This is a genomic window from Asaia bogorensis (assembly GCF_900465345.1).
GTDB lineage: Bacteria > Pseudomonadota > Alphaproteobacteria > Acetobacterales > Acetobacteraceae > Asaia > Asaia bogorensis_A.
The window spans coordinates 334,031-356,889 of the sequence record NZ_UEGO01000031.1; the positions used below are offsets into that span (position 1 = coordinate 334,031).

25 protein-coding genes are annotated in these 22,859 nt (G+C 61.4%); 14 read left to right on the forward strand and 11 right to left on the reverse strand.

The window, feature by feature from the left end; all coding sequences use genetic code 11:
• Positions 1-9: 9 nt before the first annotated feature.
• The 5 genes from bcp to aat form a co-directional block, all read right to left on the reverse strand.
• Positions 10-471, reverse strand: a complete 462-nt coding sequence (bcp, locus tag ED655_RS11715) for a thioredoxin-dependent thiol peroxidase (protein ID WP_122050279.1) — start codon at positions 469-471, stop codon at positions 10-12.
• 22 nt (positions 472-493) lie between these two features.
• The gene (locus tag ED655_RS11720; protein WP_122050280.1) at positions 494-871 is read right to left on the reverse strand and encodes a hypothetical protein; all 378 of its coding nucleotides are present in this window, start codon (positions 869-871) and stop codon (positions 494-496) included.
• A 367-nt stretch (positions 872-1,238) separates the two neighbouring features.
• Entirely contained in the window at positions 1,239-1,883 is a 645-nt protein-coding gene (locus ED655_RS11730; RefSeq protein ID WP_122050282.1) for a hypothetical protein, read from the reverse strand.
• Positions 1,880-2,527 carry a hypothetical protein gene (locus tag ED655_RS11735; RefSeq protein WP_023977677.1) on the reverse strand — a complete coding sequence of 216 codons (648 nt, stop codon included), beginning with the start codon at positions 2,525-2,527 and terminating at the stop codon, positions 1,880-1,882. Before ED655_RS11735 ends, ED655_RS11730 begins: the two co-directional genes overlap by 4 nt.
• 20 nt (positions 2,528-2,547) lie before the next feature.
• The gene (gene aat, locus ED655_RS11740) at positions 2,548-3,210 is read right to left on the reverse strand and encodes a leucyl/phenylalanyl-tRNA--protein transferase (protein ID WP_122050283.1); all 663 of its coding nucleotides are present in this window, start codon (positions 3,208-3,210) and stop codon (positions 2,548-2,550) included.
• A 161-nt stretch (positions 3,211-3,371) separates the two neighbouring features.
• Here aat and ED655_RS11745 point away from each other — a divergent pair, with 161 nt between their 5' ends.
• On the forward strand, positions 3,372-3,536 hold the full coding sequence (locus tag ED655_RS11745) for a hypothetical protein (RefSeq protein WP_162993500.1): 165 nt from the start codon (positions 3,372-3,374) through the stop codon (positions 3,534-3,536).
• Positions 3,537-3,623: 87 nt separating this feature from the next.
• Here ED655_RS11745 and ED655_RS11750 read toward each other — a convergent pair whose 3' ends face one another.
• Positions 3,624-4,460: an EcsC family protein gene (locus tag ED655_RS11750; protein ID WP_023977674.1), complete on the reverse strand. Its 837-nt coding sequence runs from the start codon at positions 4,458-4,460 to the stop codon at positions 3,624-3,626.
• A gap of 224 nt (positions 4,461-4,684) precedes the next feature.
• Here ED655_RS11750 and ED655_RS11755 point away from each other — a divergent pair, with 224 nt between their 5' ends.
• The 4 genes from ED655_RS11755 to ED655_RS11770 all read left to right on the forward strand — a co-directional run bounded on the left by ED655_RS11755 (position 4,685) and on the right by ED655_RS11770 (position 8,243).
• Positions 4,685-5,167 carry a hypothetical protein gene (locus ED655_RS11755; protein WP_122050285.1) on the forward strand — a complete coding sequence of 161 codons (483 nt, stop codon included), beginning with the start codon at positions 4,685-4,687 and terminating at the stop codon, positions 5,165-5,167.
• 5 nt (positions 5,168-5,172) lie between these two features.
• Positions 5,173-6,555: an NAD-dependent succinate-semialdehyde dehydrogenase gene (locus tag ED655_RS11760; RefSeq protein ID WP_122050286.1), complete on the forward strand. Its 1,383-nt coding sequence runs from the start codon at positions 5,173-5,175 to the stop codon at positions 6,553-6,555.
• Positions 6,556-6,807: 252 nt separating this feature from the next.
• Positions 6,808-7,443: a PadR family transcriptional regulator gene (locus ED655_RS11765; RefSeq protein ID WP_122050287.1), complete on the forward strand. Its 636-nt coding sequence runs from the start codon at positions 6,808-6,810 to the stop codon at positions 7,441-7,443.
• A complete protein-coding gene (locus ED655_RS11770) occupies positions 7,440-8,243 on the forward strand; it encodes a siderophore-interacting protein (protein WP_122050288.1) in 804 nt (267 codons plus the stop codon). Before ED655_RS11765 ends, ED655_RS11770 begins: the two co-directional genes overlap by 4 nt.
• A 129-nt stretch (positions 8,244-8,372) precedes the next feature.
• On the opposite strand, the gene ED655_RS11775 is transcribed toward ED655_RS11770, so the two are convergent.
• Positions 8,373-9,569 (reverse strand): phytanoyl-CoA dioxygenase family protein, encoded by a 1,197-nt coding sequence (locus ED655_RS11775; RefSeq protein WP_122050289.1) that lies wholly within the window; start codon positions 9,567-9,569, stop codon positions 8,373-8,375.
• Between the two features lie 175 nt (positions 9,570-9,744).
• Between ED655_RS11775 and ED655_RS11780 the strand changes: the two genes are divergently transcribed.
• On the forward strand, positions 9,745-10,839 hold the full coding sequence (locus ED655_RS11780) for a LacI family DNA-binding transcriptional regulator (protein ID WP_122050290.1): 1,095 nt from the start codon (positions 9,745-9,747) through the stop codon (positions 10,837-10,839).
• Positions 10,840-10,883: 44 nt separating this feature from the next.
• Here ED655_RS11780 and ED655_RS11785 read toward each other — a convergent pair whose 3' ends face one another.
• Positions 10,884-11,522 carry a pyridoxamine 5'-phosphate oxidase family protein gene (locus tag ED655_RS11785; RefSeq protein ID WP_122050291.1) on the reverse strand — a complete coding sequence of 213 codons (639 nt, stop codon included), beginning with the start codon at positions 11,520-11,522 and terminating at the stop codon, positions 10,884-10,886.
• 107 nt (positions 11,523-11,629) lie between these two features.
• On the opposite strand from ED655_RS11785, the gene pdxR reads away from it, so the two are divergent.
• On the forward strand, positions 11,630-13,066 hold the full coding sequence (pdxR, locus tag ED655_RS11790; protein ID WP_122050292.1) for a MocR-like pyridoxine biosynthesis transcription factor PdxR: 1,437 nt from the start codon (positions 11,630-11,632) through the stop codon (positions 13,064-13,066).
• Positions 13,067-13,082: 16 nt separating this feature from the next.
• On the opposite strand, the gene ED655_RS11795 is transcribed toward pdxR, so the two are convergent.
• Entirely contained in the window at positions 13,083-13,505 is a 423-nt protein-coding gene (locus tag ED655_RS11795) for an EVE domain-containing protein (protein WP_122050339.1), read from the reverse strand.
• Between the two features lie 215 nt (positions 13,506-13,720).
• Here ED655_RS11795 and ED655_RS11800 point away from each other — a divergent pair, with 215 nt between their 5' ends.
• From ED655_RS11800 to ccmI, 7 genes are read left to right on the forward strand one after another with little or no spacing between them, the layout of a single operon-like run.
• Positions 13,721-14,482 (forward strand): heme ABC transporter permease, encoded by a 762-nt coding sequence (locus tag ED655_RS11800; protein ID WP_122050340.1) that lies wholly within the window; start codon positions 13,721-13,723, stop codon positions 14,480-14,482.
• The gene (gene ccmD / locus ED655_RS11805; RefSeq protein WP_122050293.1) at positions 14,479-14,676 is read left to right on the forward strand and encodes a heme exporter protein CcmD; all 198 of its coding nucleotides are present in this window, start codon (positions 14,479-14,481) and stop codon (positions 14,674-14,676) included. The genes ED655_RS11800 and ccmD overlap by 4 nt, the downstream gene beginning before the upstream one ends.
• Positions 14,677-14,711: 35 nt before the next feature.
• Complete coding sequence (ccmE, locus tag ED655_RS11810) at positions 14,712-15,227, forward strand: cytochrome c maturation protein CcmE (RefSeq protein ID WP_122050341.1); 516 nt, start codon at positions 14,712-14,714, stop codon at positions 15,225-15,227.
• 10 nt (positions 15,228-15,237) lie between these two features.
• Positions 15,238-17,256 (forward strand): heme lyase CcmF/NrfE family subunit, encoded by a 2,019-nt coding sequence (locus ED655_RS11815; protein WP_205836035.1) that lies wholly within the window; start codon positions 15,238-15,240, stop codon positions 17,254-17,256.
• The gene (locus ED655_RS11820; protein WP_122050294.1) at positions 17,253-17,843 is read left to right on the forward strand and encodes a redoxin domain-containing protein; all 591 of its coding nucleotides are present in this window, start codon (positions 17,253-17,255) and stop codon (positions 17,841-17,843) included. The genes ED655_RS11815 and ED655_RS11820 overlap by 4 nt, the downstream gene beginning before the upstream one ends.
• Before the next feature lie 53 nt (positions 17,844-17,896).
• Positions 17,897-18,352 (forward strand): cytochrome c-type biogenesis protein, encoded by a 456-nt coding sequence (locus tag ED655_RS11825; RefSeq protein ID WP_408735673.1) that lies wholly within the window; start codon positions 17,897-17,899, stop codon positions 18,350-18,352.
• Entirely contained in the window at positions 18,349-19,146 is a 798-nt protein-coding gene (ccmI, locus tag ED655_RS11830) for a c-type cytochrome biogenesis protein CcmI (protein WP_122050296.1), read from the forward strand. Before ED655_RS11825 ends, ccmI begins: the two co-directional genes overlap by 4 nt.
• Before the next feature lie 49 nt (positions 19,147-19,195).
• Here the strand turns inward: ccmI and ED655_RS11835 are convergent, their stop codons facing one another.
• The gene (locus tag ED655_RS11835; protein WP_162993501.1) at positions 19,196-21,364 is read right to left on the reverse strand and encodes a tetratricopeptide repeat protein; all 2,169 of its coding nucleotides are present in this window, start codon (positions 21,362-21,364) and stop codon (positions 19,196-19,198) included.
• Complete coding sequence (locus tag ED655_RS11840; protein ID WP_122050298.1) at positions 21,330-22,577, reverse strand: DUF3142 domain-containing protein; 1,248 nt, start codon at positions 22,575-22,577, stop codon at positions 21,330-21,332. The genes ED655_RS11835 and ED655_RS11840 overlap by 35 nt, the downstream gene beginning before the upstream one ends.
• Positions 22,578-22,859: the final 282 nt, after the last annotated feature.

Consider the following 22,859-nt stretch of genomic DNA (forward strand, 5'->3'; position numbering starts at 1 on the left):
CGGAAAACGCTATAGTTCAGCGGCGGCTTCAGTCACCAGCGCCACATGCTCTGCTGGCTTGACCTTGCGCCAGAGGGCCCGGATGACACCCTCGGCATCGACCAGGAACGAGCTGCGTTCCATGCCGAAATAGGTCTTGCCATACATGGTTTTCTCAACCCACGTACCGTACTCATCGGCAAGCTTGTGGTCCGCATCGCTGACCAGCGTGAAATCCAGCCCGTATTTCCGGGCGAAGCGATCAAGCTTCTCAACCGGATCGGGGCTGACCCCGATCACACGAAGACCAAGCGAACTGAGCGTCTGCTTCTGATCGCGCAGATCACAGGCCTGTGTCGTGCAACCGGGTGTATCGGCCTTCGGGTAGAAATAAAGCAGATAAGGCTGCCCAATCAGGGCCTCGCTTTCGACAACCTGACCATTTGCGTCAGGCAAGGAGAAAGCGGGAGCCCTGTCACCAATGGAGACCATGATGGATGCTTAGCCTTTGAACTCAGTATGCCGGATAGGCGGGGTAAGACGGATAAACTGCAACCGGCGGCGGGTAAACCACTCGCGGAGGCGGCTGATACACAACCGGCGGTGGGGGCGGCGCATAAACCACCGGGGGTGGCGGCGGTGCCACATAGGGCCGTGCAATCGCGCCGATTACGGCACCACCGACAAGACCGCCAACGAGGCCGCCAACGAAGGCATTACCGCCGCGATGCCAGCCGCGATCACCGCGCCAGCCGCCACCATGCCAGCCACCGCCGCCGTGCCAGCCGGGACCACCCCAGCCTGGGCCGGGATGAGCCTGTGCCAGTGGAGCGCCTCCCATGAGGCCGATCAGGGGCAGAGCCGCAAGGCCAATTTTCAGGATATGACGCATGAAGAAACCTCCTCGTCAGATCGGCCTGAAACGAGTGGCCGATCCGATATCCAGTTTATACCATCCATATGGTGTCGATTTTGGGACCAAACAGGACCAAAACCGGGCTAGAATGTAACATAATCGCGCAGACGCATTGATGGATCCCGTGGCGGGCATGGCCGTAACAAAAAAGGGGCTTGCCGATGAGGCTGCCCCTTTTTTGCGCGGTATCTGAAGTGTGGAAAGGCGAATGGTCGACCCACCCTTGTATCGCCATACCTCTTGATCCGGTGAGGTGCCCCAGGATGCCGGATTTCTGAAACCCAGCGGCATCCTGAGGCACGCAGGCAGGTCGTCCCGCAACAAGAGGTACAGCTCGCTCCCCCTACTGATGATCAACCTGTATGGGTTTGGTCTCATGGAAGCCTTCCGGCTCCCTGAAGATTTCTGGCCCTTGGGCAGTCATCGCGTAGGAAAGCGCCTTGATCACCTCCAGACCGTTATGACTCGCGGATAACAGGACGCCGTTGTCATCGTAGCAGAAATCGCCGACCTGACCGTCTGTGTCCGTGGTGGTCCAGTGTGTGCATCCCTGCCCCGCGACACGATCCTGCGTCCCGCGTTGCCAGTGACCGGCAGCCGGGGTGCCAGGCGGGGCGAACTGCGCATCCGGTGCACCGGAGACCGTGTAGGTTTTCGTACGCGTATCGATCACTGAAAGACGATGCGCCTTGTAATCCGTCAGCATGATGAGCCCGGTCGTCTCCATATCGAGACGCTGCTGCCAATGGGCAGCGTTCCAGCGCATGCGCTGGCGATAGGCCTGACCATCGGGTCCCTTGGCTTCGTAGGTGACGTCCACATCGACGCGAGGTGTGACATAAGGCGTTGCCTGTACGTCTTCAGCGTACGCCATGCCGGAATGGCCGGTCAGACCGAGCGCACCGACAGAGAGGGTGGCCAGCGCCGCCCTGCGCAGCGCGGCGCGTGTACGATTATGCAGGCTGACCCTAAGCGATTGTTGGCTCATCTGGGCGCCGCGGAGCTCTGCGGGCCAGCGCCATGCGGAATGGGCATCTGCGCCGTGATCTGCTGATAATCAGCAGGCGGCTGGAACTGGGTATCGGCAACCGGGCCGTAAGTCACCTTCTGGGCTTCAAGCTTGCCATGCAGCCCGTCTGCATCCACGCCTTCCTCGCTCAGGATAACGCCGTCCTCGGTCACGCAGGCTGCCGCTTTGCCGTGGGTCGTCGTGATGGTCCACTTGTTGCAGACAAGCCCGGCCACCGTTGCGGTACCATCCGGCGCATATTGCATGGACATGTCGAGCATGAACGGGTTGCGCAGGCCATGCTTGGGGGCAAAACTCGTATAGACGCGCTGCTTATGCATGATCAGCGTCACGCGCTGGGCGGGACGATCGAGAATGGTCGAGCCTGCATGGTCGGGCGAATCGATGCGAAGCTTGTCGCCCTCAGCCTTGAACTGCACGATAGCCTGTACCGGCTGGGGCATTTTCTCGGGCTGGACGGAATAGACCACCGTCACGTCACGCGCTGGCGAAAGCCGGGGGTGGGCGCCCGTGCTTTCCTGCGCCATCGCCGTGGCGGCACCGGCCGTCATTGACAGGGCCAGCGACAGTAACGCCGCATTTCTTACATCGAATACCGACATGGTGTTCCCTCCTTCATGCCTCAGCGAGCCTCTATACCATCGCGCAGACGGATGACTTCATCTCGAAGTCTGCCCAGTGAAACATCCTTGTTCCACGATGCCTCAATCCCGAGGGCATGGTCCAGTAGCAAGCGATAGGTGTGGTCTGGAACGGTCAGGCAGCCGAATGTTTCCAGATGCCGTGTGGGAAACTGGGCATCGAGCAGGGCGAAGCCCGCAAGGCGCAGTGCAGCGACGAGATGCACCAGCGCGATCTTGGACGCATCCGTGCAGAGCGAGAACATGCTCTCACCAAAAAAAGCCCCGCCGATCTGAACCCCGTAGAGCCCGCCAACCAACACATCGTCGCGCCATGTCTCGATGGAATGGGCATAACCGAGCTGGTACAGCACAGTATATCTGGCCTGGATACGACCGCTGATCCATGTCTCGTCACGGCCGGGGGTTTCAGCGCAAAGGCGAATGACATCATTGAAGCAGCGATCGGTCGTCACCTCAAATCCGCCCTGCAACGCCGTGCGCGCCAGACGGCGCGAAAGGTGGAACCGGGAATCCAGCGGCAGAACGCCACGCTCATGCGGACGATGCCAGCTGATCTCGCTGGCGTCGCGCCCGTCCGACATAGGAAAAATGCCGTTGCGATACGCCTCGATCAGAAGCTCCGGTGTGATCGGATCCGTCATCCTCTGTCCCGTTTCGCAGTCTCATTGCAGCATAACGCATAGTTGGCAGGCCTCATGTCACCAGCTCCCGGCAACTCTTCTGCAAACCGGGATTTGTCATGGCCAGACAATGCAGCACCATGATAGGCGATCTGTCATTGCATTCTGCCGGGAGGTTCACCATGCCACTGACTTTTGTCTATCTCATCGGCATAGCGCTCAGCGCCGTGCTTGCGCTCGTGGCGCCACATTATCGCGGCCTCTGCTTCGTCATGACTGCCATCTTCTCATTGCAGATCGTTCCGGTCGGGCTGCTCGAGGCCTTTACTTCCCCGCGTGAGCGCTAAGCTCACGCAAGTCCCGTTCTCGTCAGTCCGACCCGTGGGCGAGGCATGCGCCATGGCACGACGTGGCGTTCTCTCACCTTACAACCGTTAGGCCGATGCGGCGTCAGCGCCTGTCTGGCGCATATGCTGGGCGGTATCGCGCACAATCGGGCCATGCTGACGCTCAAGGCGTCGGATAGTGAAATGCGCCCGGGCAAGCGCTCTGTAATGTGAGAGGAAAGCCGCGTTGAGCGACGCGCCGCAGAGCGCACCGGCAACCGGGACCATCTGCAGGGCAAACTTGCGCGAAAGCCCAATGCCGTAATGTGACGCGACCTCCGCAATTAGGAGGACAATCGGCTTGCCTCGCATCAGGGCACGGGCAGAGAAAAAGCCCAGTTCGCTCTCATCAGCGTTCTGGCCCGCAAGAAATCCCTTCAGGGCAAATACTTCGAGGCAGGCGCGGCGGGTTTCGTCATCGCTCAGATCCTCACCTTCCTCACGGGCGATGCGAGCAATCTCGCGCATGATGGTGAGTGTGGTGAATCCGATATCGGGCATCAATCCGACCACGCCACCGAAACCGCCCAGCGCCCCTGAAACCGCAACTGCCGCCTGAGCCGCCGGGTCACGCCATTTCGGAGCCTTGGTCACCGATTCCTGCGTCATGCCGAGCACCGCAATATCGAAGGCACGGGCAATCGAGGCTTCAGCCAGACCCTGAAGCTTTGTCTGGATCGCCGGGGCCATGCCCAGCCCCTGCATGCCGATACGGGTCGCCTGACCCACAGCGCCACCCATCAGATCCGCAAGGCGCACGAGCACGCCGCGCCCATGTTCGACCTTGGCCAGAGCCGCCTGAAGCTGGGCGAGCGACTCGCTATCGAGATTCATCGGGGCGATCTCACCGATTCCGGGGATCGTCGATCCGTTTGCTGTAGCCATGGGTCACGTTCTCCCTGCACTGGCGTTCGGGCCTCGGGCTCCTGCTTTCGCGGGTCGCCTGCACAGCCTGCGCCGAATTCGTTTCATGACGGGCAACGCCCGACGGATGCGGCAGTCACCAATAATTGTGACAAAGCCTGTTTTTTTACATCTTACAGGTTCATAGAAAAACGAAACAGACGCGCCCCTGTTAGCACCCTACAGAGGCAGGCAGGAGCACGGACATGCCCGGATCACGTTTCACCACCCCACTTACCCGCATTTTCACCGCATTACTTTTCATGGCGCCATTCGGTACCGGCATGGCGCTGGCCGATCCGGCCTCGCAGCTCAAGGCGATGGAACACCCCCTCACCCCGGTTGAAAAAGTGGCCCTGCCCGATGGCGGCGCCCCGCCGCCGCCGCACGGCTATGTCGTGACCGAGGATTTCGACAACTCGCTGCGGGACTATTCGTACAAGGTCCGCGCCCATCCGGCGCTGGGTCTGCCGAATTCGGAAGCTCATCAGAGCACCCAGATCCCCAATGACGCCCCGTCCCATTTCTCGTTTCTGGGCTGGCCGGTGAAATTCAATGCGCCTGTGCGGCCGCCTTATACCAACGGGGTCTATCACAACTACGCCGGCTCACCCGGCAACGGCCAGACCGATGTCGTGGCGCAGTCCGATGCGGCAGGCACGGCAATGTGGCACAACAACCAGAGGTAAAGATCATGACCCATCCTGCGTCAGACGATTGCGTATTCACGGTCAATCCGGCCACCGGAGAAACGCTGGGGCGCTACCCGTTTCTGTCGGAGCAGGCGGTCGATGACATGCTGGTCCGCGCCCAGGAGGGGTTTCTGTCATGGCGCGCCAAAACCCTGGGTGCACGGCTTGATCTGCTCCACCGTCTTGCGGCAGGACTCCGTGCGCGCAAGGAGGAACTGGCGTGCCTTGCCGTCAGTGAAATGGGCAAAACCATTACTTCAGCGCTTGCCGAAGTCGAAAAATGTGCCTCAGTCATAGACTGGTATGGCGAACACGCACCTGCCCTGCTGAGGGACAAACCCATGCCCGTACCGATGGGCAAGGCCCATCTGAGCTATGCGCCAACCGGCATTGTGCTGGCGGTCATGCCGTGGAACTTCCCGTACTGGCAGATCATTCGCGCCGCCGTGCCCATTCTGGCCGGAGGCAATGGTTTTATCGTGAAGCCTGCCGAAAACACGCTGGGCTGCGGCGCATTGCTGAATGAGATCGCGCAGGATTGCGATCTTGGCGATGTGTTCATCTCCGCCAATCTCGCTCGTGAGCAGACCGCACGGGTCAGCGCCGATGAGCGGATTTCGGGCGTGACAGTCACGGGCAGTGTCAGGGTCGGGCGTCTCCTCGCTGGGATGGCCGGTGAAAATGGCAAAAAAACCGTTCTGGAACTGGGTGGGTCTGACCCGTTCATCGTGCTGGCTGATGCCGATCTGGACAAGGCCGTCGATGCCGCCGTGACAGCGCGCTTCGCAAATTGCGGGCAGGTCTGCATTGCCGCGAAGCGGATCATCCTCGAAGCACCGATCGCCGAGGCCTTCACGGAACGTTTTCTCGAAATGGTAAGAGCGCTTCGTCTCGAAGACCCCATGAGCGATGGCGCCTTTATCGGCCCGATGGCACGCACCGACCTGCGCGATGGCCTGCACAAGCAGGTGCAGCAGAGCATCGCGGAAGGTGCGCGGCTTGTGGTCGGCGGCGAGGCTGTGAACCGTCCCGGTGCATGGTACGAGCCGACCGTGCTGCTGGACGTCACTCCCGGCATGACCGCGTTCAGGGAAGAGCTCTTCGGGCCAGTCGCCTGCCTGATTACGGCGCGGGATGTCGATCATGCCATTACGCTGGCCAATGACAGTGCCTACGGCCTTGGCGCGAGCCTGTGGACACAGGATGAGCGCCTTGGTCTCGCTCTGTCACAGCGCATCGAATCGGGTGGCGTATTCATCAACCGCATCACGGCCTCGGATCCCGCTTTGCCGATCGGTGGCGTGAAGGCGAGTGGCTATGGGCGCGAACTGACCGAACTCGGTCTGCATGAGTTCATGAACATCAAGACGGTCTGGGCCTGCTGAACCAGTCAGATTCTCTTTCCGGTCCTGACGCCATCAGCGCTCCTACGGCGCCTCCCCGGCTTCATTGACCGGGATCAGGACCGGAACCGGGAAGTACCCTTGCTCTCTCACCCTTGCATCCGGCAATCCGAGCGCACGCATAACGACACGCCTCGTTCTTTCTCCCTCCAAGCACAGGGCAAATCAGTCTTACGAAAGTTCTTGCGTTATATCTTAAGATAGAACAGTCTAAAGATATAACGGAGGATATAGATGTTTTTTCGCCATCATTTGCGTCATGCCCTCAATCGCCATGACGGTTTCGGTCACGGGTCTGATCATCGCTTCGGCGGTGGCATGGGCGGGGGTTTCGGGGGCCGTTTCGGCCGCCGCCGGGGCGGTGACATTCCGGGCGGTCGCAAGCTGAGTGCCGAAGAACTGCAACTGGTCATTCTCGCCCTGCTGGCCGAGAGTCCGGCGCACGGTTACGAAATCATCCGCCGCCTCGAGGAGCGGACAAACGGTTTCTACAAGCCGAGCCCCGGCATGGTGTACCCTGCCATGACCTATCTGGAAGAGATCGGCCAGGCCGAGGTCACTCAGGAAGGAACCCGCAAACTCTACACCCTGACAGATCAGGGGCAGGCTTACCTGACGGAAAACCGTGCAGAAGCCGATCGTATTCTTGAAATCCTGACACGCATTGGCAGCCGCATGAGCGAGGTTCGCGAAGCATTTGCCGGGCTGCATGATGTCGATCCCGAGGCCGCAGACGGGCTGCACAAGGCGCGTCATCACCTCAAGGCAGCGCTCTACAAGCATCGTGGCTGCAGCCCTGTCGAAGCCAGACGGATCGCTGCCATCCTGATGCGCGCTGCCGCTGAAATCATGGGCAGGGAATCATCATGACCAGCAATCTGCCCCCTCTGCCCCCCACCAAGATCCGCCATCCGCTTCGCCTGAGGCAGATCGAGGTGGCACGAATCATCCCGCTATCCGACACCATGCAGCGCGTCGTCTTTACGGGCCCTGACCTGCATGATTTCGTCACCGCCGGGACTGATGACCATGTGAAGCTGTTCTTTCCCCAGCCCGGCGAGACCGATCCTGTCCTGCCTGACATGAATGCCGACCGTACGGCACCGCGTGATCCGCGTATCATCGCCCGCGACTATACACCGCGGCGCTTTGACGAGGAAAACGGCGAACTCACCATCGATTTCGTGCTGCACGACTCAGGTCCGGCCACCCAATGGGCGGCCCAGGCCAGACCGGGGCAGCGTCTTGGGATGGGCGGCCCTAAGGCCTCGAATATCCCGCATGAGCGCCTCACCTCGCATCTGCTGATCGCCGATGACACGGGCCTGCCCGCCATCGCCCGTACGCTGGAAGAGTTGTCGCCCGAACACAGCGCCGTTGTGGTGCTCGATACGCAGGAAAGCGACAAGACCTACCCGCTGACGAGCCGTGCCTGGGTCGATCTCTTCCGCTGTGACAGGCCCGCTGGCCAAAGCCTCGCCGATCTCCTGCGCCTGGTCGTTCTGCCTGCCCCAGAGACGCTCAATGTCTGGATTGCGGCCGAAATTGATACGGTGCGTGCCCTGCGCGACCATCTGGTGAATGAGGAAGCCATCCCACGCAGCCGGATCAGGGCAGCCGGATACTGGCGTCGTAACACCGAGGCGGGCGGTGCACGGGTGGATGACTGACCATCCGGAAAACCCAGGCCCTGAGCAGTGAACTCATCCCTTACCCGTAAACCGGTGTTCAGGGCCTGAGGTATCATGGATGTTCGCCTCGTTCAGTCATCAGATGGTGCAGAGCTAACTTGCCCCCGCTCAGGTTTGGGTGCATCGCACACGTTCATCGAGTGCCGCTTCGAAACGCGACGGCTCCCAGTTTTCCTGCAAGGCCTGGGTCATGAGGGCTTGCTGACTTTGCGGCGCCAGACCATTGATCGGTGGGTCACGATCGAGATTGGTCGGGAAGGCATAACCCTCGGCACAGGCTGCAACAGCGTGCATTACGGCACCGCGCCCAAGCGCCCGCTCGGTCTGGAGACGTTGGAGCACAGGGTAAAGAGCCTTGGCCATGCGCGCGCGATCCATGTTTTCCATTGCACGGCCGAAGGGGGAGGAAACCTGGAGGAGATTGGCCATCCTGCGTATGGACCGGGAATGATTCCTCCCGGCAGCATGAAAGAGCGCCGGGTTGAAGAACACGGCATCGCCCTTTTCCAGAGGGAGCTGGACATGGGTGTTCCGGAACCACTCCCTGACCTCGGCACTCTGGGTTGCCAGATAACCGGGCCCATATTGCTGGGTGAATGGCTTGTAGAGCGTCGGTCCGCTCTCGAGCGGCATGTCACAATGGGCGACCGCCCCCTGCAGAGTCAGGAAAGGTGAGACAGCGTGCACATGCACCGGATAGCGGATGACCTGCTCGGTGGACTGAAATCCGAGATGATAGTCGCGATGGACCGTCTGTGCCTCACCGCCGGGATTAACCACATTAACCTGTGACGTGATCTGGTAAGCCGGGCCAAGCCAGGCCTCACTTACGAGCGCGACCATTTCATTGCTGTAGTAACGGGCGAACCCTTCCGGATCGAAAAGGCAGAGTTTTTCCAGTGCGTTCCAGACGCGATCATTGGCTCCGGCCTTGGCGAAGTGATCGCCCGACTGCACCCCATCGCGTTTTTGCAGAGTGATCAGCGCGTCGAACTGATGCGTCACGTGGTCAAGTGCGGCCATATCGTCAAAGGCCTTCTTGAGCACCACAATGCCCGGGCCGTCGCGCAGCGCCTGCGCCCATTCGGCCATCACCAGCTCACGTCCCTCCTGGGTCAGGGTAAGGCGCCGGATATCACCGCAATCGTAAAGGGGAACCTGCCCGGCACCGATAGAGGCAGCCAGAGGATAATCGCGCAGCGTGATCTGCCGCTCGGTCAGCGTTTGCAGCTCTTCCAGCGTGGCATGATCCGGGGAGTACCAGTTGCGGCTTGCCCGCAATACAGAGAGATTGTCCGCTTTCACTTGTCGATCTCCATCTTGTCGATCCCTGCCTGAAACCGGGCGGCTTTCCGTCGGGCTATCGCAGGCAACGCCAGAAGATTACAATCGTGTAATCGCACGCCCCATACGGTAAACACCTCAGAAACACCTCAGGACAGTTTCAACGCTTCTTCATGGAATCCGGAGGAGACGCAGCATGGCCATCGCCCATTCACTCAAGGACATATCCCGTCAGGCCGGGGTCAGTCTCGCCACCGTTGATCGGGTGTTGCATGATCGCAAGGGCGTGCGTGACAGCATGCGACGCCGCGTGCTTCAGGCCATGGACGAACTCTCCCGCCAGACCCTCGAACTTTCCCTGCATGGCAGCCGGCTGACAATCGATCTGGTCATGGAAGCGCCCGATCGCTTCTCCTCAGCTGTAAGGCTGGCGCTCGAAGCCCAGCTTCCGGCGCACCTCCCGGTATTGATGCGCGTACGCGCTCATCTGGGCGAGACAGCGACCGGTGAGGAAATTGCCGCCATCATGGCGCGTATCAGGAAGCGCGGTTCCAACGGCATCCTGCTGAAGGCACCCGATCACCCCTCCATACGTGCAGAGATACTGGCCTGCGCAAAGGCACGTATCCCGGTCGTCACTCTGGTGACGGACCTGCCGCACTCCGCCAGACAGGCCTATGTCGGCATGGATAATCATGCTGCGGGAGGCATGGCCGCATGGCTGGCTTCGGGCTGGATGCCCGCCGAGACCCATGCGGGGCGATCCATTCTCGTCGTGGTTTCAAGCAACCGCTTCGTTGGCGAGGAAGAGCGCGCCCGCGGGTTTCGCGAATGGCTGCAGCAATATGCGCCGCATCTTGCCATCGTCTCGCTTGGTGAGGGGCGCGGCCTGGACTGGCAAACCTACGCTCTCGTTGCCAACACCCTGCGGGACCGTCCCGATATCGCCGGTATATACTCGATCGGTGGCGGCAATCACGCCATTGCCAGAGCCTTGCGGGACTGTGCAATCGAGCCGCACCTTTTCATCGCGCATGATCTCGACCGCGATAACAGGGCGCTTCTCTCCGATGGAACCATCACAGCGGTACTGCATCACGATCTGACGGCTGACATGCTTCTGGCTTGCCGGATTTTCACAAGCGCCAATCACTTGCGCCCACCGGTTCAGAATATATGCCCGAGCCCCGCCCAACTGATCACACGCTTCAATCTGCCTCCGATAGGACAGCAACTAACTGATAGTCTCTCGAATGCATTTACCCATCGGCATGCACGACCGGGTGAGTGACAACTTGCGCGGTCGCAACTCCGGTAACGGACAACGCTGCGCTTTTAGGCCAGAAATTTTGCCTGTGCCTTGCGCAGCGACGCGGGAGGCAGCGTGCCTTCAGGGGTATGGCCATCCTGCACGCCTGTCCCGAGAGCGGTCACAACCGGCACTACGCCGCCCCACTGCGTGGAGGGCAGATCGGCATCGTCCTCAACCGGGCCGCCTGTTCTGATCTTTGCGCTGGCTGCCTCGATGTCGAGAGCAATGACGCCCGTGGCCTTGCGTTCCTGCGCCGTCATGGCCCGCACCTCACCCGAACGGCCCGGCAGGAGATGATCGGTTATGGCATCGAGCGCCAGCTGATGCTCCTCCGCCAGAACCTTCCTCGCGGTGCCATGCACAACCGCACTGCGGTAATTGACCGAGTGATGAAACGCTGAGCGGGCCACGACGATCCCCGTCAGTTGGGTCACGGTCAGGCAGAGCTTCTGGCCATCCAGCGCCATGATCCGTGTCTTGGAAGCGCCATGCAGATAGAGCGTGCTGCCAATACGGGCATAGGCCATCGGTATGACCATCGGACGCTCATCGGCCACAAACCCCACATGCCCGACCAACCCCGTATCGAGAATGGCATGGATGGTCGCTTCATCATAATGCGCGCGCCGTGCCTGCCTTGCCTTGGCGTAATCGGGAATCATGGCTCTCTTCTCCTTGCTCGGCGTGTGGCCCCTGATCCGGCGCCGTTCGTAAAGGCGTTAGCGCAGGAACTGGACTGATCCGAGAGCCTGTTTTAGAATTTTTTATCATGCCAGTTTACCTGCCCGCCCTGTTCAGCATCGACCCACACGCATCTGACCCCTTGCCGGTCCAGCTTTTCGCTGCTCTGGGTCGCGCCATAAAATCGGGCAAACTGGGACATGGTGAAGCCTTGCCTTCCACGCGACAGGCCGCCGCCATGCTCGGCCTGTCGCGCAGTTCGGTCGCCACGGCCTACGACCTGCTTCGGGCGGAAGGTATTCTCGATATGCGGGCCGGACGACGCCCGGTTGTGCATTGCACGAACCTGCCCTCACCCCGGACGGTTACGGGGGGCACGACCGCCCTGTCGGACAGAGGCAGGATTCTTGCCCAGGACCCACGGGCAGCAAGCTACCAACGCGATACAGGCCGCTTATCCCCTGGTGTCCCGGATGAGGCACAGTTTCCCGCCGATCTGTGGGCCCAGACCCTGCGTCGTGTTGCGCGCCATAATCACGGCGATGAAGCCGCCTATGGCGGGTATCACGGGGCTCACGCCCTGCGTGAGGCGATCAGCACCCGTCTCGCGAGCGATCGCGGGCTGCGTGTCAGCCCCGGGCAGATCATCATCACGCCAGGCACTCAGGCATCGCTCACGCTCATCGCGCAGGTCATGACCGACCCCGGTGATGTGATTGCCGTGGAGGATCCCGGCTATCTGGGTGCCCGCGCGAGCTTCATGGCATCAGGCGCACGCATCGTCCCCATTCCGGTTGATGATCACGGGATGCAGGTCAGCCAGCTGCCGCGCGAAGCGCGTCTCGTCTATATCACGCCATCGAACCAGTTCCCTCTGGGCGGTCGCATGGGGCTGGACAGACGTCTCGCCCTTCTTGACCGCGCCAGAGCCCAGAATGCGCTGATACTCGAGGACGATTATGACAGCGAATTCCTGTGGCATGGTCGCGAAATTGCCGCGCTTGCCGCGCATGGCACGGGGTGTGAATGGCTCTATCTTGGCTCCGCCTCGAAAGCCTTGCTGCCCGGATTAAGGCTGGGCTGGATGGCTGTGCCCGAGCCCCTGGTTGCACCCTTGCGGGCGGCACACCGCACGATGGGTCTGGCCGCCAATCTGCACGCCCAGCTTGCCCTCGCGGCCCTTATGGAAACAGGGCAATACCGGGCGCATCTGCGCCGTATCGCGCGTCTTTACCAGCAGCGGGGCATGGCCCTTTATCATGCGCTTTCAACCGTGGAAGGGCTGCATGTCACGCCGCCGCATGGCGGGGTGCAAATCGGCGCGATCCTTGAACATGCGGGTTTCGAGACAGCCTGCCTGACAGCGCTCAGTGCAGCGGGGTATCGCATGGGGCGTCTGTCAGCCCTTTGCCAGCAGACAAAGCTGGAGGGGCTCATCATGGGCTTTGCCTCGCTGCGAGAAGACGACCCGGCCAGACTTGCCGCCCTTTTGCGCGGCGTCCTTGAAGGTGCGCCGGGCGTTTGAGCCCGCTGCCGCAGGCTCAGCCCTCTGGCTTGTTCCACCCTCCCATATGGCAGAGATGATGCCATTCATCTTCGGTGACAGGCGCTACCGAGAGACGTGACTGACGCAGAAGCGCCATGTCAGCCAGAGCCGGATCAGCCTTGATGGTCGCAAGAGAAACCGGATTTTCAAAGGCCCCACAGGCCTGAACATCCACGCAAACCCATTTACCGCCTTCGGCGCTCGGATCGGGATAGGATTCACGGACAACCCGGACCACACCCACGATCTCCTTGTCCGAAACCGAGTGATAGAAAAATGCCAGATCGCCACAACGCATGGCGGCGAGATTGTTGCGCGCCTGGTAATTGCGCACACCGGTCCAGGGCTCAATGTCGTTGCGCACCTGCTGCTGCCATGAGAAGGCCTCGGGTTCGGATTTGATCAACCAGTACTGCATTATCGTCCCTCTCTTATCGGCCTGACCTGTCTGGGTTATCGGAAGAAACTGCACCTTATGGCCTCCCTCCCCCGCCACGAATCCCGTATCAGGACGGCTTTCCGTCAAAACCCGCATTGGATGGTGGCTGAAGCGGGCTATATCATGACCGCGATCGAGGGGGAGAGAAGCACGAAGTGACAGGAAATGCGCAAGATACCAAGGGAGGCAAAAGCGTGGAACGGCCCGTACGGGGAACGTTCCTGCATCGTTACGCCAATCCGGGGCGCTTCCTGAAGCTGGCGCAATGGCTGTTGCCGCTCCTGGCCCTTCTGTCATGCCTGACGCTTGGTGTCGGTCTGGTCTGGGCGCTGGTCTGGTCGCCAGCAGACTGGCAGCAGGGGGATGCCGTGCGGATCATGTATATCCATGTTCCCATGGCGATACTGGCCTCGGGTGGCTATGCCGCTCTTGCCATATGCGGGGTTCTGTCCCTCGTCTGGAAGCATCCTCTGGCCGACCTTGCCGCCGTCGAGATCGGGCCATTAGGCGCTGCCATCACGGCGCTTTGTCTGATCACCGGTTCGCTCTGGGGCAAGCCCATGTGGGGGACGTGGTGGGTGTGGGATGCGCGGCTGACCTCAGTGCTCGTGCTGTTTTTCCTGTATCTCGGTCATATTGCGCTGATTCAGGCCTTCGACGACCCGCAGCGCGGTTATCGTGCCGCGGCTGTTCTGGCCATCGCCGGTGTCATTGATCTGCCCATCATCAAGTTCAGTGTCAGCTGGTGGAATACCCTGCACCAGCCCGACAGCATCACGCTTACCCATGCCCCTGCCATGCCGCCCTCCATGCTGCTGCCGCTTTCATGCTGCATGGCCGGCTTTGCCTTCGGCTTCGCCGCCCTTGTGACAGGCCGCCTCAAGGCCGCCATTCTCGAAGCCCGGGCCCGACAGATCATGACCCGATCGCTCATGCAGGAGGGACCGGCTGCGTGACCCATCTGCCCTATATCGTTGCCTCCTATGCCGTGACGCTTGCGATGATCGGTGCCTTTACCCTGCCACTTGTGATGCGGCTACGCCGCGCCAGAGCCCGCCTTGCGCTGCTCGAACAGCGGCAGGGAGCCAGACAACTCAGCATCGGAAGCCCCGGTACCGGGTCGATCCCCAGCCAGGGGGTGCCCCCATGAGCGACGCACTGTTTCAGGCACGTCCCAGACGTCGCATGACCCGAAAATCCCGCCGGTTATGGCTCGTAATGAGTTGCCTCGCCTGCTTCGCTGTTGCGACGGCACTGGTACTGAATGCGTTTTCCTCCAGCATTGTCTTCTTCATGGCGCCCTCACAGCTTGTGCAAAAACTACCCGCGCCTGACCGGGTGATCCGTCTTGGCGGCATGGTCGTGGCGGGGTCGCTCCGACGCGAAACGGATGGCAAGACACCGGTCAATTTCTTCAGGGTCACGGATGGGCAGGCCGCCGTCGAAGTACGCTTTGAGGGCATCCTGCCGGATCTGTTCCGGGAAGGGCAAAGTGTGGTCGCCCTTGGCAGCTATCATGTCGGCGCGCCCTTTGCAGCCTCTGAAGTTCTGGCCAAGCATGACGAGACCTATATGCCTAAAGAGGTGGCCGAAGCCTTGCAACGCAGCGGCAAATGGGACCCGCGCTTTGGCAAACCGCCCAGTTCCGAAAGCTGGACGAGCATGATTCGTGACGATGCCAAGGGTCATACAACACCATGATGTCTGTCGCATGATTTCTGTCCTGGGGGCCGAACAGGGCCATTATGCACTGGCTCTAGCCTGCGTGATCGCACTGGCCCAGTTCATCCTGCCGCTCTGGGGGGCCGCACGCGCCAGGGTTGCACTGCTCGATCTAGCCCCGGCGCTGGCTGTAGCCCAGCTGCTGGCACTGGGCTTTTCCTTCGCAAGCCTGATTGCCTGCGCGGTAAGTGATGATTTCTCGGTTCAGAACGTGGCCGCGAATTCTGCCCTGAGCAAGCCGTTGCTCTACAAGATCACGGGCGTCTGGGGTAATCACGAGGGGTCGGTTCTGCTCTGGGCGCTTATCCTTGCCCTGTGCGGAGGCGCCGTGGCCCTGTTTGGCCGCAACCTGCCGCTTGTGCTCAAGGCCCGCGTGCTGGCCATTCTGGGTGGCGTATCGACCGGGTTCCAGCTTTTCTGTCTGCTCACCTCCGACCCTTTCGAGCGCATCTGGCCAGCGCCCGATGACGGGCAGGGCATGAACCCGCTTCTGCAGGACCCCGGCCTCGCTTTCCACCCGCCCATTCTCTACACTGGCTATGTCGGGTTTGCCGTGCCCTTCGCCTTTGCTGTCGCTGCGCTGATTGAGGGCCGTGTGGATGCGGCCTGGGGCCGCTGGGTCCGCCCCTGGGCCGTGGCAGCCTGGGCCTTTCTCACATGCGGCATCGCGATGGGCTCGTGGTGGTCCTATTATGTGCTGGGCTGGGGCGGCTACTGGTTCTGGGACCCGGTAGAAAACGCCTCGCTTATTCCCTGGCTGACCGGAACGGCCCTCGTTCATTCGGCCATCGTGGTGGAAAAACGCGATGCCTTGCGTATCTGGACCGTTCTGCTGGCCATAGCGAGCTTCTCGTTCTCGCTTTCAGGCACGTTTCTTGTACGTTCGGGTATTCTCAATTCGGTTCATGCCTTCGCGAATGACCCAGCCCGCGGCATTTTCATTCTGGGTCTGCTCGCGCTCGTCATAGGCGGGTCGCTTGTGCTTTTTGCCTGGCGCGCGCCCTCACTCACCTCGGGGGGCATCTTTGCCCCGTTTTCACGCGAAGGCGGGCTTGTGCTCAATAACATCCTGCTTTGCGCCCTGTGCGCGGTGGTGGTGACCGGCACCATGTACCCCCCCTTCATGCAGATCCTGACAGGACGTACCCTCTCGGTCGGCAAGCCGTTTTTCGATGCCACCACCATTCCCCTGGCACTGCCCCTCCTGCTCGCGATGGGTATCGGCCCTCTGCTGCCCTGGAAGCGTGCACGCCTCTCGCCGGCGCTGCGGCGCCTCTATCCGGCGGCCTGTTTTGCTGCGGTTGGGCTTGCAACCACGCTCATTCTGCTCGACGGCCTCCTCCCCGCGCTCTGTGGGGCGGCGGGGCTGTGGGTCATTGCGGCCAGTCTTTCCGATCTGGCCATCCGTCTTGGCATCACCACGACCCGGTGGACCGCAATACCCCGGACCATGCGCCAGCGCATGGCGGGACTTCCCCGCGCCGTATGGGGCGGGGCTCTGGCTCATATCGGCGTGGGTGTGACAGTGCTGGGCCTTACTGGCATGTCACAGGCGAGCCATTCTGTTGTGGAACTCGGCGTGGGGGAGACGATCCAGCAGGGTGCGCTGGTCTGGCGGCTCGATGGCGCCAGACAGGAGGACGGTCCGAATTACCGCGCGCTCGTGGCCGACCTGACTGTCTTGCGTGGCGGGCGTGTCATTGCCCATCTGCATCCGTCGCGTCGTGATTTCACAAGCCAGCATCAGGTGACGACCGATGTCGCCATAAGAACCAACCTGCTGCGTGACCTCTATGCTGCACTAGGTGAGGCTCATGGTACAGGCGCGCAGACCCGCTATGTGCTGCGCCTTCACAATAATCCGCTTGCCCCCTGGATATGGCTTGGCGGTGTGATCATGGCTCTCGGGGGGGCGCTTTCGCTGTCGGATCGACGCCATCGCCTCGGTGCGCCCGGCAGAGGCCGCACAGCCTCTACCTTTCCGGTCGCTAAGGAGATACGCCCATGACACGCCTGACAAGACGCCAGATGTTCATGGCGCTTCCCGTAGCCGGGGCGACTCTTGCGGGGCTGGGATGCTGGAAGATGCTGGCGGCGATGCAGGACGGTTCCTTCGACCCTCACGCCATCCGCAACGATCAGGCGAGCGAGACGATTCCGGATTTTTCGCTACCCGGTCTGAGCGGGCAAACTAACGGCTTCTCAACCGCCGATCTCAAAGCCAGCCCTGTGCCTGTGCTCGTGAATTTCTTCGCCTCCTGGTGTATCCCCTGCGTCGCAGAAATGGCCGCCCTGCGGGTGATCAGCCGCGACCTTGCTCTTTGGGGCATTGCCTACAAGGACAAGCCGCAGGATGCCCGTCGTTTCATCGAGCGCGATGGCTCGCCTTATGCACGCACCGGCCTGGATGAAAGCGGCATGACCGCCATCGACTGGGGCGTGACCGGTGTGCCCGAAAGTTTTCTTGTCATGCCGGGTGGGCATATTGCCTGGCACGGCGCGGCCGCGCTTGATGAAGCCCTGTTTCATCACACGATCCTGCCTCTCGCCAAGCACGCGTCTGCCCCATCTACAGGTGATGGCAGGTCGCCATGAGCCCGTCGGGATTGGCCTTTCGTTCTCTCGCTCCGGCATGGCTTGGTGTTGTTCTGCTGACAGCGCTGCTGGCTTTCACACCCCTGATATCCGGCCGGGCTCTGGCGCTGGACGATCCGTCCGAGATGCTGCACGACCCCGCACAGGAAAAGCGGGCGGCTGCCATAGGTGCCCAATTGCGCTGTCTGGTGTGCCAGAACGAATCCATTGAGGACAGCAGCGCAGGGCTGGCGCGCGACTTGCGCCATGTCGTGCGCGAGCATGTGGCGAAAGGCGAGAGCGACGCCCAGATCATGGCGTGGATGACCCATCGCTATGGCGAGTTCATCCGGTTGAAGCCGCAATTCTCGATGGCCACATTATTGCTCTGGATCATGCCGGCTCTGGCAATTGCCGTCGGTATTGGCGCGGCGCTTGTGATGATGCGCCGCAAGCAGGAAGAACCGCCCCTGACTGAAGCCGAAGCCACGCGTCTGGCCAGTCTGCTGCGTGAGGAGAGCAAGTCATGAGCTGGACCGGTTTCCTGCTTGTCACGCTTCTGGCCCTCTCGCCGCTGCTTTGGCTGATATTCCTCCAGTCGAAGCGCCAGATCCCACCCGTCGGGCCACGCCTGTCAGCGCTTTCGCTGTATCGCAAGCAGTTAAGCGAACTCGACCGGGATATAGCCTCCGGGCTGATCGACCCCGCTGAGGCGGGTAAGGCACGGCTGGAGATACAGCGTCGCATTCTTGCCGCCGACGCGCTGCCTGATGACGGACTCACAGCCCGCGCCCTGCCAGCAGGGCGTGTGGATCCTGATAATCGCGAGGGCCATCGGGCGCAGGTTTCACAAGGTATGCGGCGCGGGAAATCCGTGCTCTGGCTACCCGTGCTGCCCATCGCTGGGCTCGCGCTTTACCTGGTGAACGGTCATCCGTCACTTCCACCCCAGCCGCATCAGAACCGCGCGCGCAGTGTCTCGCCGGAACTGCAGGCGCTTTTCGGCAAGTTGGCCCGGCAGGTGGCAACACTCTCCCCTCAGGACCCGGATTTCATCCGATCGGCCCTGCTGCTGGGTCAGGTGGATGAGGCCATTAATCGCCCTGGTGAGGCTATCGGCCTGTATCGTCGTGTTCTGGCTGTACGCTTCATCCCCGATCTGGCCGTGCAGGTGGCAGAGCTTCAGACACGCCGTGACGGTCACATCTCACCCGATAGTCTCGCTTTGTATCGGCGCGCTGTGGATGAAGCCCCGGCAGATGCCCCGTGGCGTCTGGCGGTCGAGGCCCGCATCGCAACGGGCGAGCACGAGAACACCCCCTGAAATCAGCCCAAGACCTGCCGCCACACTTCCTGCCCGAATTCAGCGCGCCTCAGAGCCGACGCGCGATCGCCGCCCGAACGCGCTGCCACGTCTTGCGCAGCCCGTAAAAACGGGTCTGCTCAAAAGCGGGCCTGACTGTGCAGCTATTGCCGAATTTCGGGGCAAAATCGACAACTGCTCCTTCGCGCACATAACGCCGGTAAAGCGCTTGGGTCTGGTCGGTCTGCCACCCAGCTGCCTGGCAGAGCACCGCCGCGAAAGCCTGCGAGCGCGGAGGAAGGAGGTCAGCCGCATGGGACGCATAGCTGACGGCAAGCCAGCGATAATGATAGCGCGCATCGGGCTTGACTGCACTGCTGTCGAACCGGGCGATTTCCTGCGCCGTGACGAAGGTTCTTGAGGCAGGCGGCTTCTGGCCAGCTTGGCCTTTGACCGGATGGGGATTGATATCGGCCCCCCAACCATAGGTCCCGCCCCAGATATGATAATCTGGCCCCAGCTCCGTGCCGGTCAGCTCCATACCATAGAGCTTCACAATCCGTGCCGCCAGAAACCAGGCCTCGGCGCGCCCTGCCCGTGTCCAGCGCGATTTTGCGTCCGAAAGCGCCTGCGCATAGGTCTTGATCAGTTGATCATAGGTCAGATTGAGCGGCTGGCCTTGCGCGCTCTCGAGCGCGAACCCCGCATTCGGGTTGTGATCCGTATAATTCAGGGCTTCTGCAAAGCGGTTTTCGCGAATTAGGCGTCTCACGAGGAGCGAACGCAGTACATCCGGCATCGTCTCGACGGGCGGCTCTCCCGCTGGTTCTGCCTGGCCATTCTGCGCCCCGGATGGTCTGGTGCCGGATGCCTCGGTCGGCGTTGGGGGCACGTTGGCATCCACAAACTGCCTGAGTTCATCGACACTCAGAACGCGCTCAGCGACATAGGCGACATCGATCCCGACATCGCTGCCCGGTCCGGCCTGCTGCGCAGCTTTATAGAGCCAGAGAAGCGCCTGCACATATTCGCCACGCGATAGCGCCAGCACACCCTGCTCGCCCTGCATACGCACTGCAATGGCAGGGTCTTGCGCAGGCAACAGTGTCGGGAACCCTTTGGTCGCTTCGGCATAAGCAAGCGTTGCGGCTTTTGTGTCATTGGCACGGACAGCCAGCTTGGCGCGCACCCAGGCAGCCAGAGGGGACGGATTCTGTGTAGCGAAATCCCGCGCGAGATCGAACTGACCCTGACGATAGGCCGCGGCCGCCAACAGATCGGTTCCGTCATCCGGTTTAACGCCCTGCTCATGCACGGCAGTCGCAAGATTTTTCAAGGCTGAATGGGCGAGGTCACCGTCATAGTCGAAAGACAGGGCATAGGCACTGAGCAGCTTGCGCGACAGCGGATCAGCGGCGAGCACTCTTACCAGATCGGGATATTGCGAGACCCAGGCCAGGACGTAACGCAGGGAGTCCTCACCGGCGTAGGATCCGGACTCGACCTGATGCACATAAAGAAGGAGCGCCTTGCCAATCAGATCCTTCCTCAGGCTGCTCGTGCACGGGGCGTGAGTCTCCATTTCGTGCCAGCCGCACAGACCATTGGCACCGCGCAGATAGAGCTTCGCCTCTTCACCCCATGAGGCCTGAGCCAGGGCGTCAGGATCATTTACGCCTGCCTCGACCAGCGACCGCGTCAGGGCAAAGGCCCGGGCGGCTTCGGTCAAGTCATGCTCCGGATCGTTGGCTGACGCAAAAGCCGAAGCACTATACGCCTTGCCCAACATGAAGGCTGCCGCGACTTTCTCATGCGCGTTGCTTGTGTCTGGAAGCGCAAGAACCGCCTTGAATGCGTCGATCCCGTGATCGGCGCTATTGGGGTCGCGATAGGCCTGCGCGCCGCTTTGGTAGAGATCACGTGCCCGGGCGTCGGCTGGGTTATCCTCATCCGGAGGCGACACAGCCCCTGATCCTGGCGACGGCTCTGGCGTTACCTCCTGTCCGGGATAAAGATGTCTAATTGCATAGGAGAACGAAAAAGCAGGCAGCTTCTCAAGCGTGTGTGCACGGTCATTCAGCAACGGCTCGGGAAAGAACGGACCGCAGGCCATGACGCCGACAAGGCTTGCAGGCACCAGAACCAGCACGCCAAACAACGCGCCCTGCCGTGCTGTCAGTCGCTTGCGGCTTGGGGCACGGCCTTCAGAAGCGTCGGGAGACATCCTGCGCTGAGACATTGATCTGATCTTTCTTTTTCTGGCAGGTCAGCCAGCCTGCAACAATTTCCCGTCCGACCGGCAGAAGCGCCTGACCAGTTCTGACAAGAACCGGGCCAGTCTGGTCGTAATCGAGACGATAAGGCCCTTGCGCCCCCATACCGGCGCAGTCCTTGTCAGCATGGATAATGAGCGGCAGCGTGGCGTCAATCGCGCCGTCATTTCGTAACACGATATGATACAAAGCTGCATCTTGCGGGTTCAGGCCAAGCGAGAGTGCCCGGCGCAATGGCTCGTGCCTGACCAGCGTCAGCCACGCAGGAAGGCTCCAGGCGCGTCGGTCACCCGCAACCGGCAGGCGGAACCAGATCCATCCTATCAGACCCGCTGGTGGCGCGTGTTCGATACGCTCCATGAACCGCGCAACCTCCTCCGGAGCAACGGTCAATTCCTGCCCCGCCCCTCTGGCAATGCCGCGTGCCGTCTCGCTTTCGACCGCGACCGGCTGCCCCGCCTCACCCCAGATGATTTTCGTACCGTAGCTTGGCAGCGCAATCTGCCACGGAACAGGTGAAATCCTGCCAAAGCGGGAAGCATCGCGCTGGGCCTCATGGGCCCTGAACAATCCACCCGCCGGATTGCTGACGGCGTGAAGCTGAAGGACGACGCCCTCAACATGGGACAGGACCGAACCGAGCGCCGGGGCGCCGATCCAGCTTGGCAAGGCTGTAATCGTCAGACGGTAGCGCCCCGACAATCTGCGATGGAGTGCATCGAGCCATGTCGCATAATCGCCAAGCCGGGCGGTGGGGCAGTCATGATCGATCTCAATCCCCTCTGGCGTAAGGCCGAGCGTCTGCCATCGGGCGAGCACCTGCTCGATATGGTGGCCTGTTTGCTCAGGATCGAGCGCCTCTATCCGGCCGCTGAGTCGGAACACGGCGATCACACGATGCGATGCCAGAACCTGTTTTGGGCTAAGCAACGCCGTATCATGCCACTGGCCGGTCTGGTCGAACTCGGCAGCGAGAATGTGCCAGGTCTGGATAGAGGGCGCAGCCTGCGCGATGGAGCGTACCAGTTCGTCCCGCCATTGGCGCTGCCAGATATAGGCATCCGATGGCAGCTGCACGGACGCGAGTCCGACAGGCCGCATCGCTGAACCCCCTGCGAGGCCAATCAGAGCAGCGAGAAGAACGAAGGCCCCGGCGAGTGCGGCGCGCCAACTGTGCACAGTTCACCTCCTGCATTCAGGCGCAGCCATCGAGGCTCTGGTCTCCACGGAGGGAGCTTGTCAGGATGATCTAGACGGGGATCATACACCTTGCCAAGAGATGCGACTAAGGGAGGCCGTGCCTGACATTTCATATTCCTCACCGAGACCCGCGGCGGCAGGCACGTTCAGGGCCTTCCCCGCACCCTCGCACAATCAAGGGCGATCAGATGCCTGCCAGAGAGTGCAATACGATAGCGCCGCGCAAGCCCGCGGCCTGATCAGGCCGCGGTGACTGGAAAC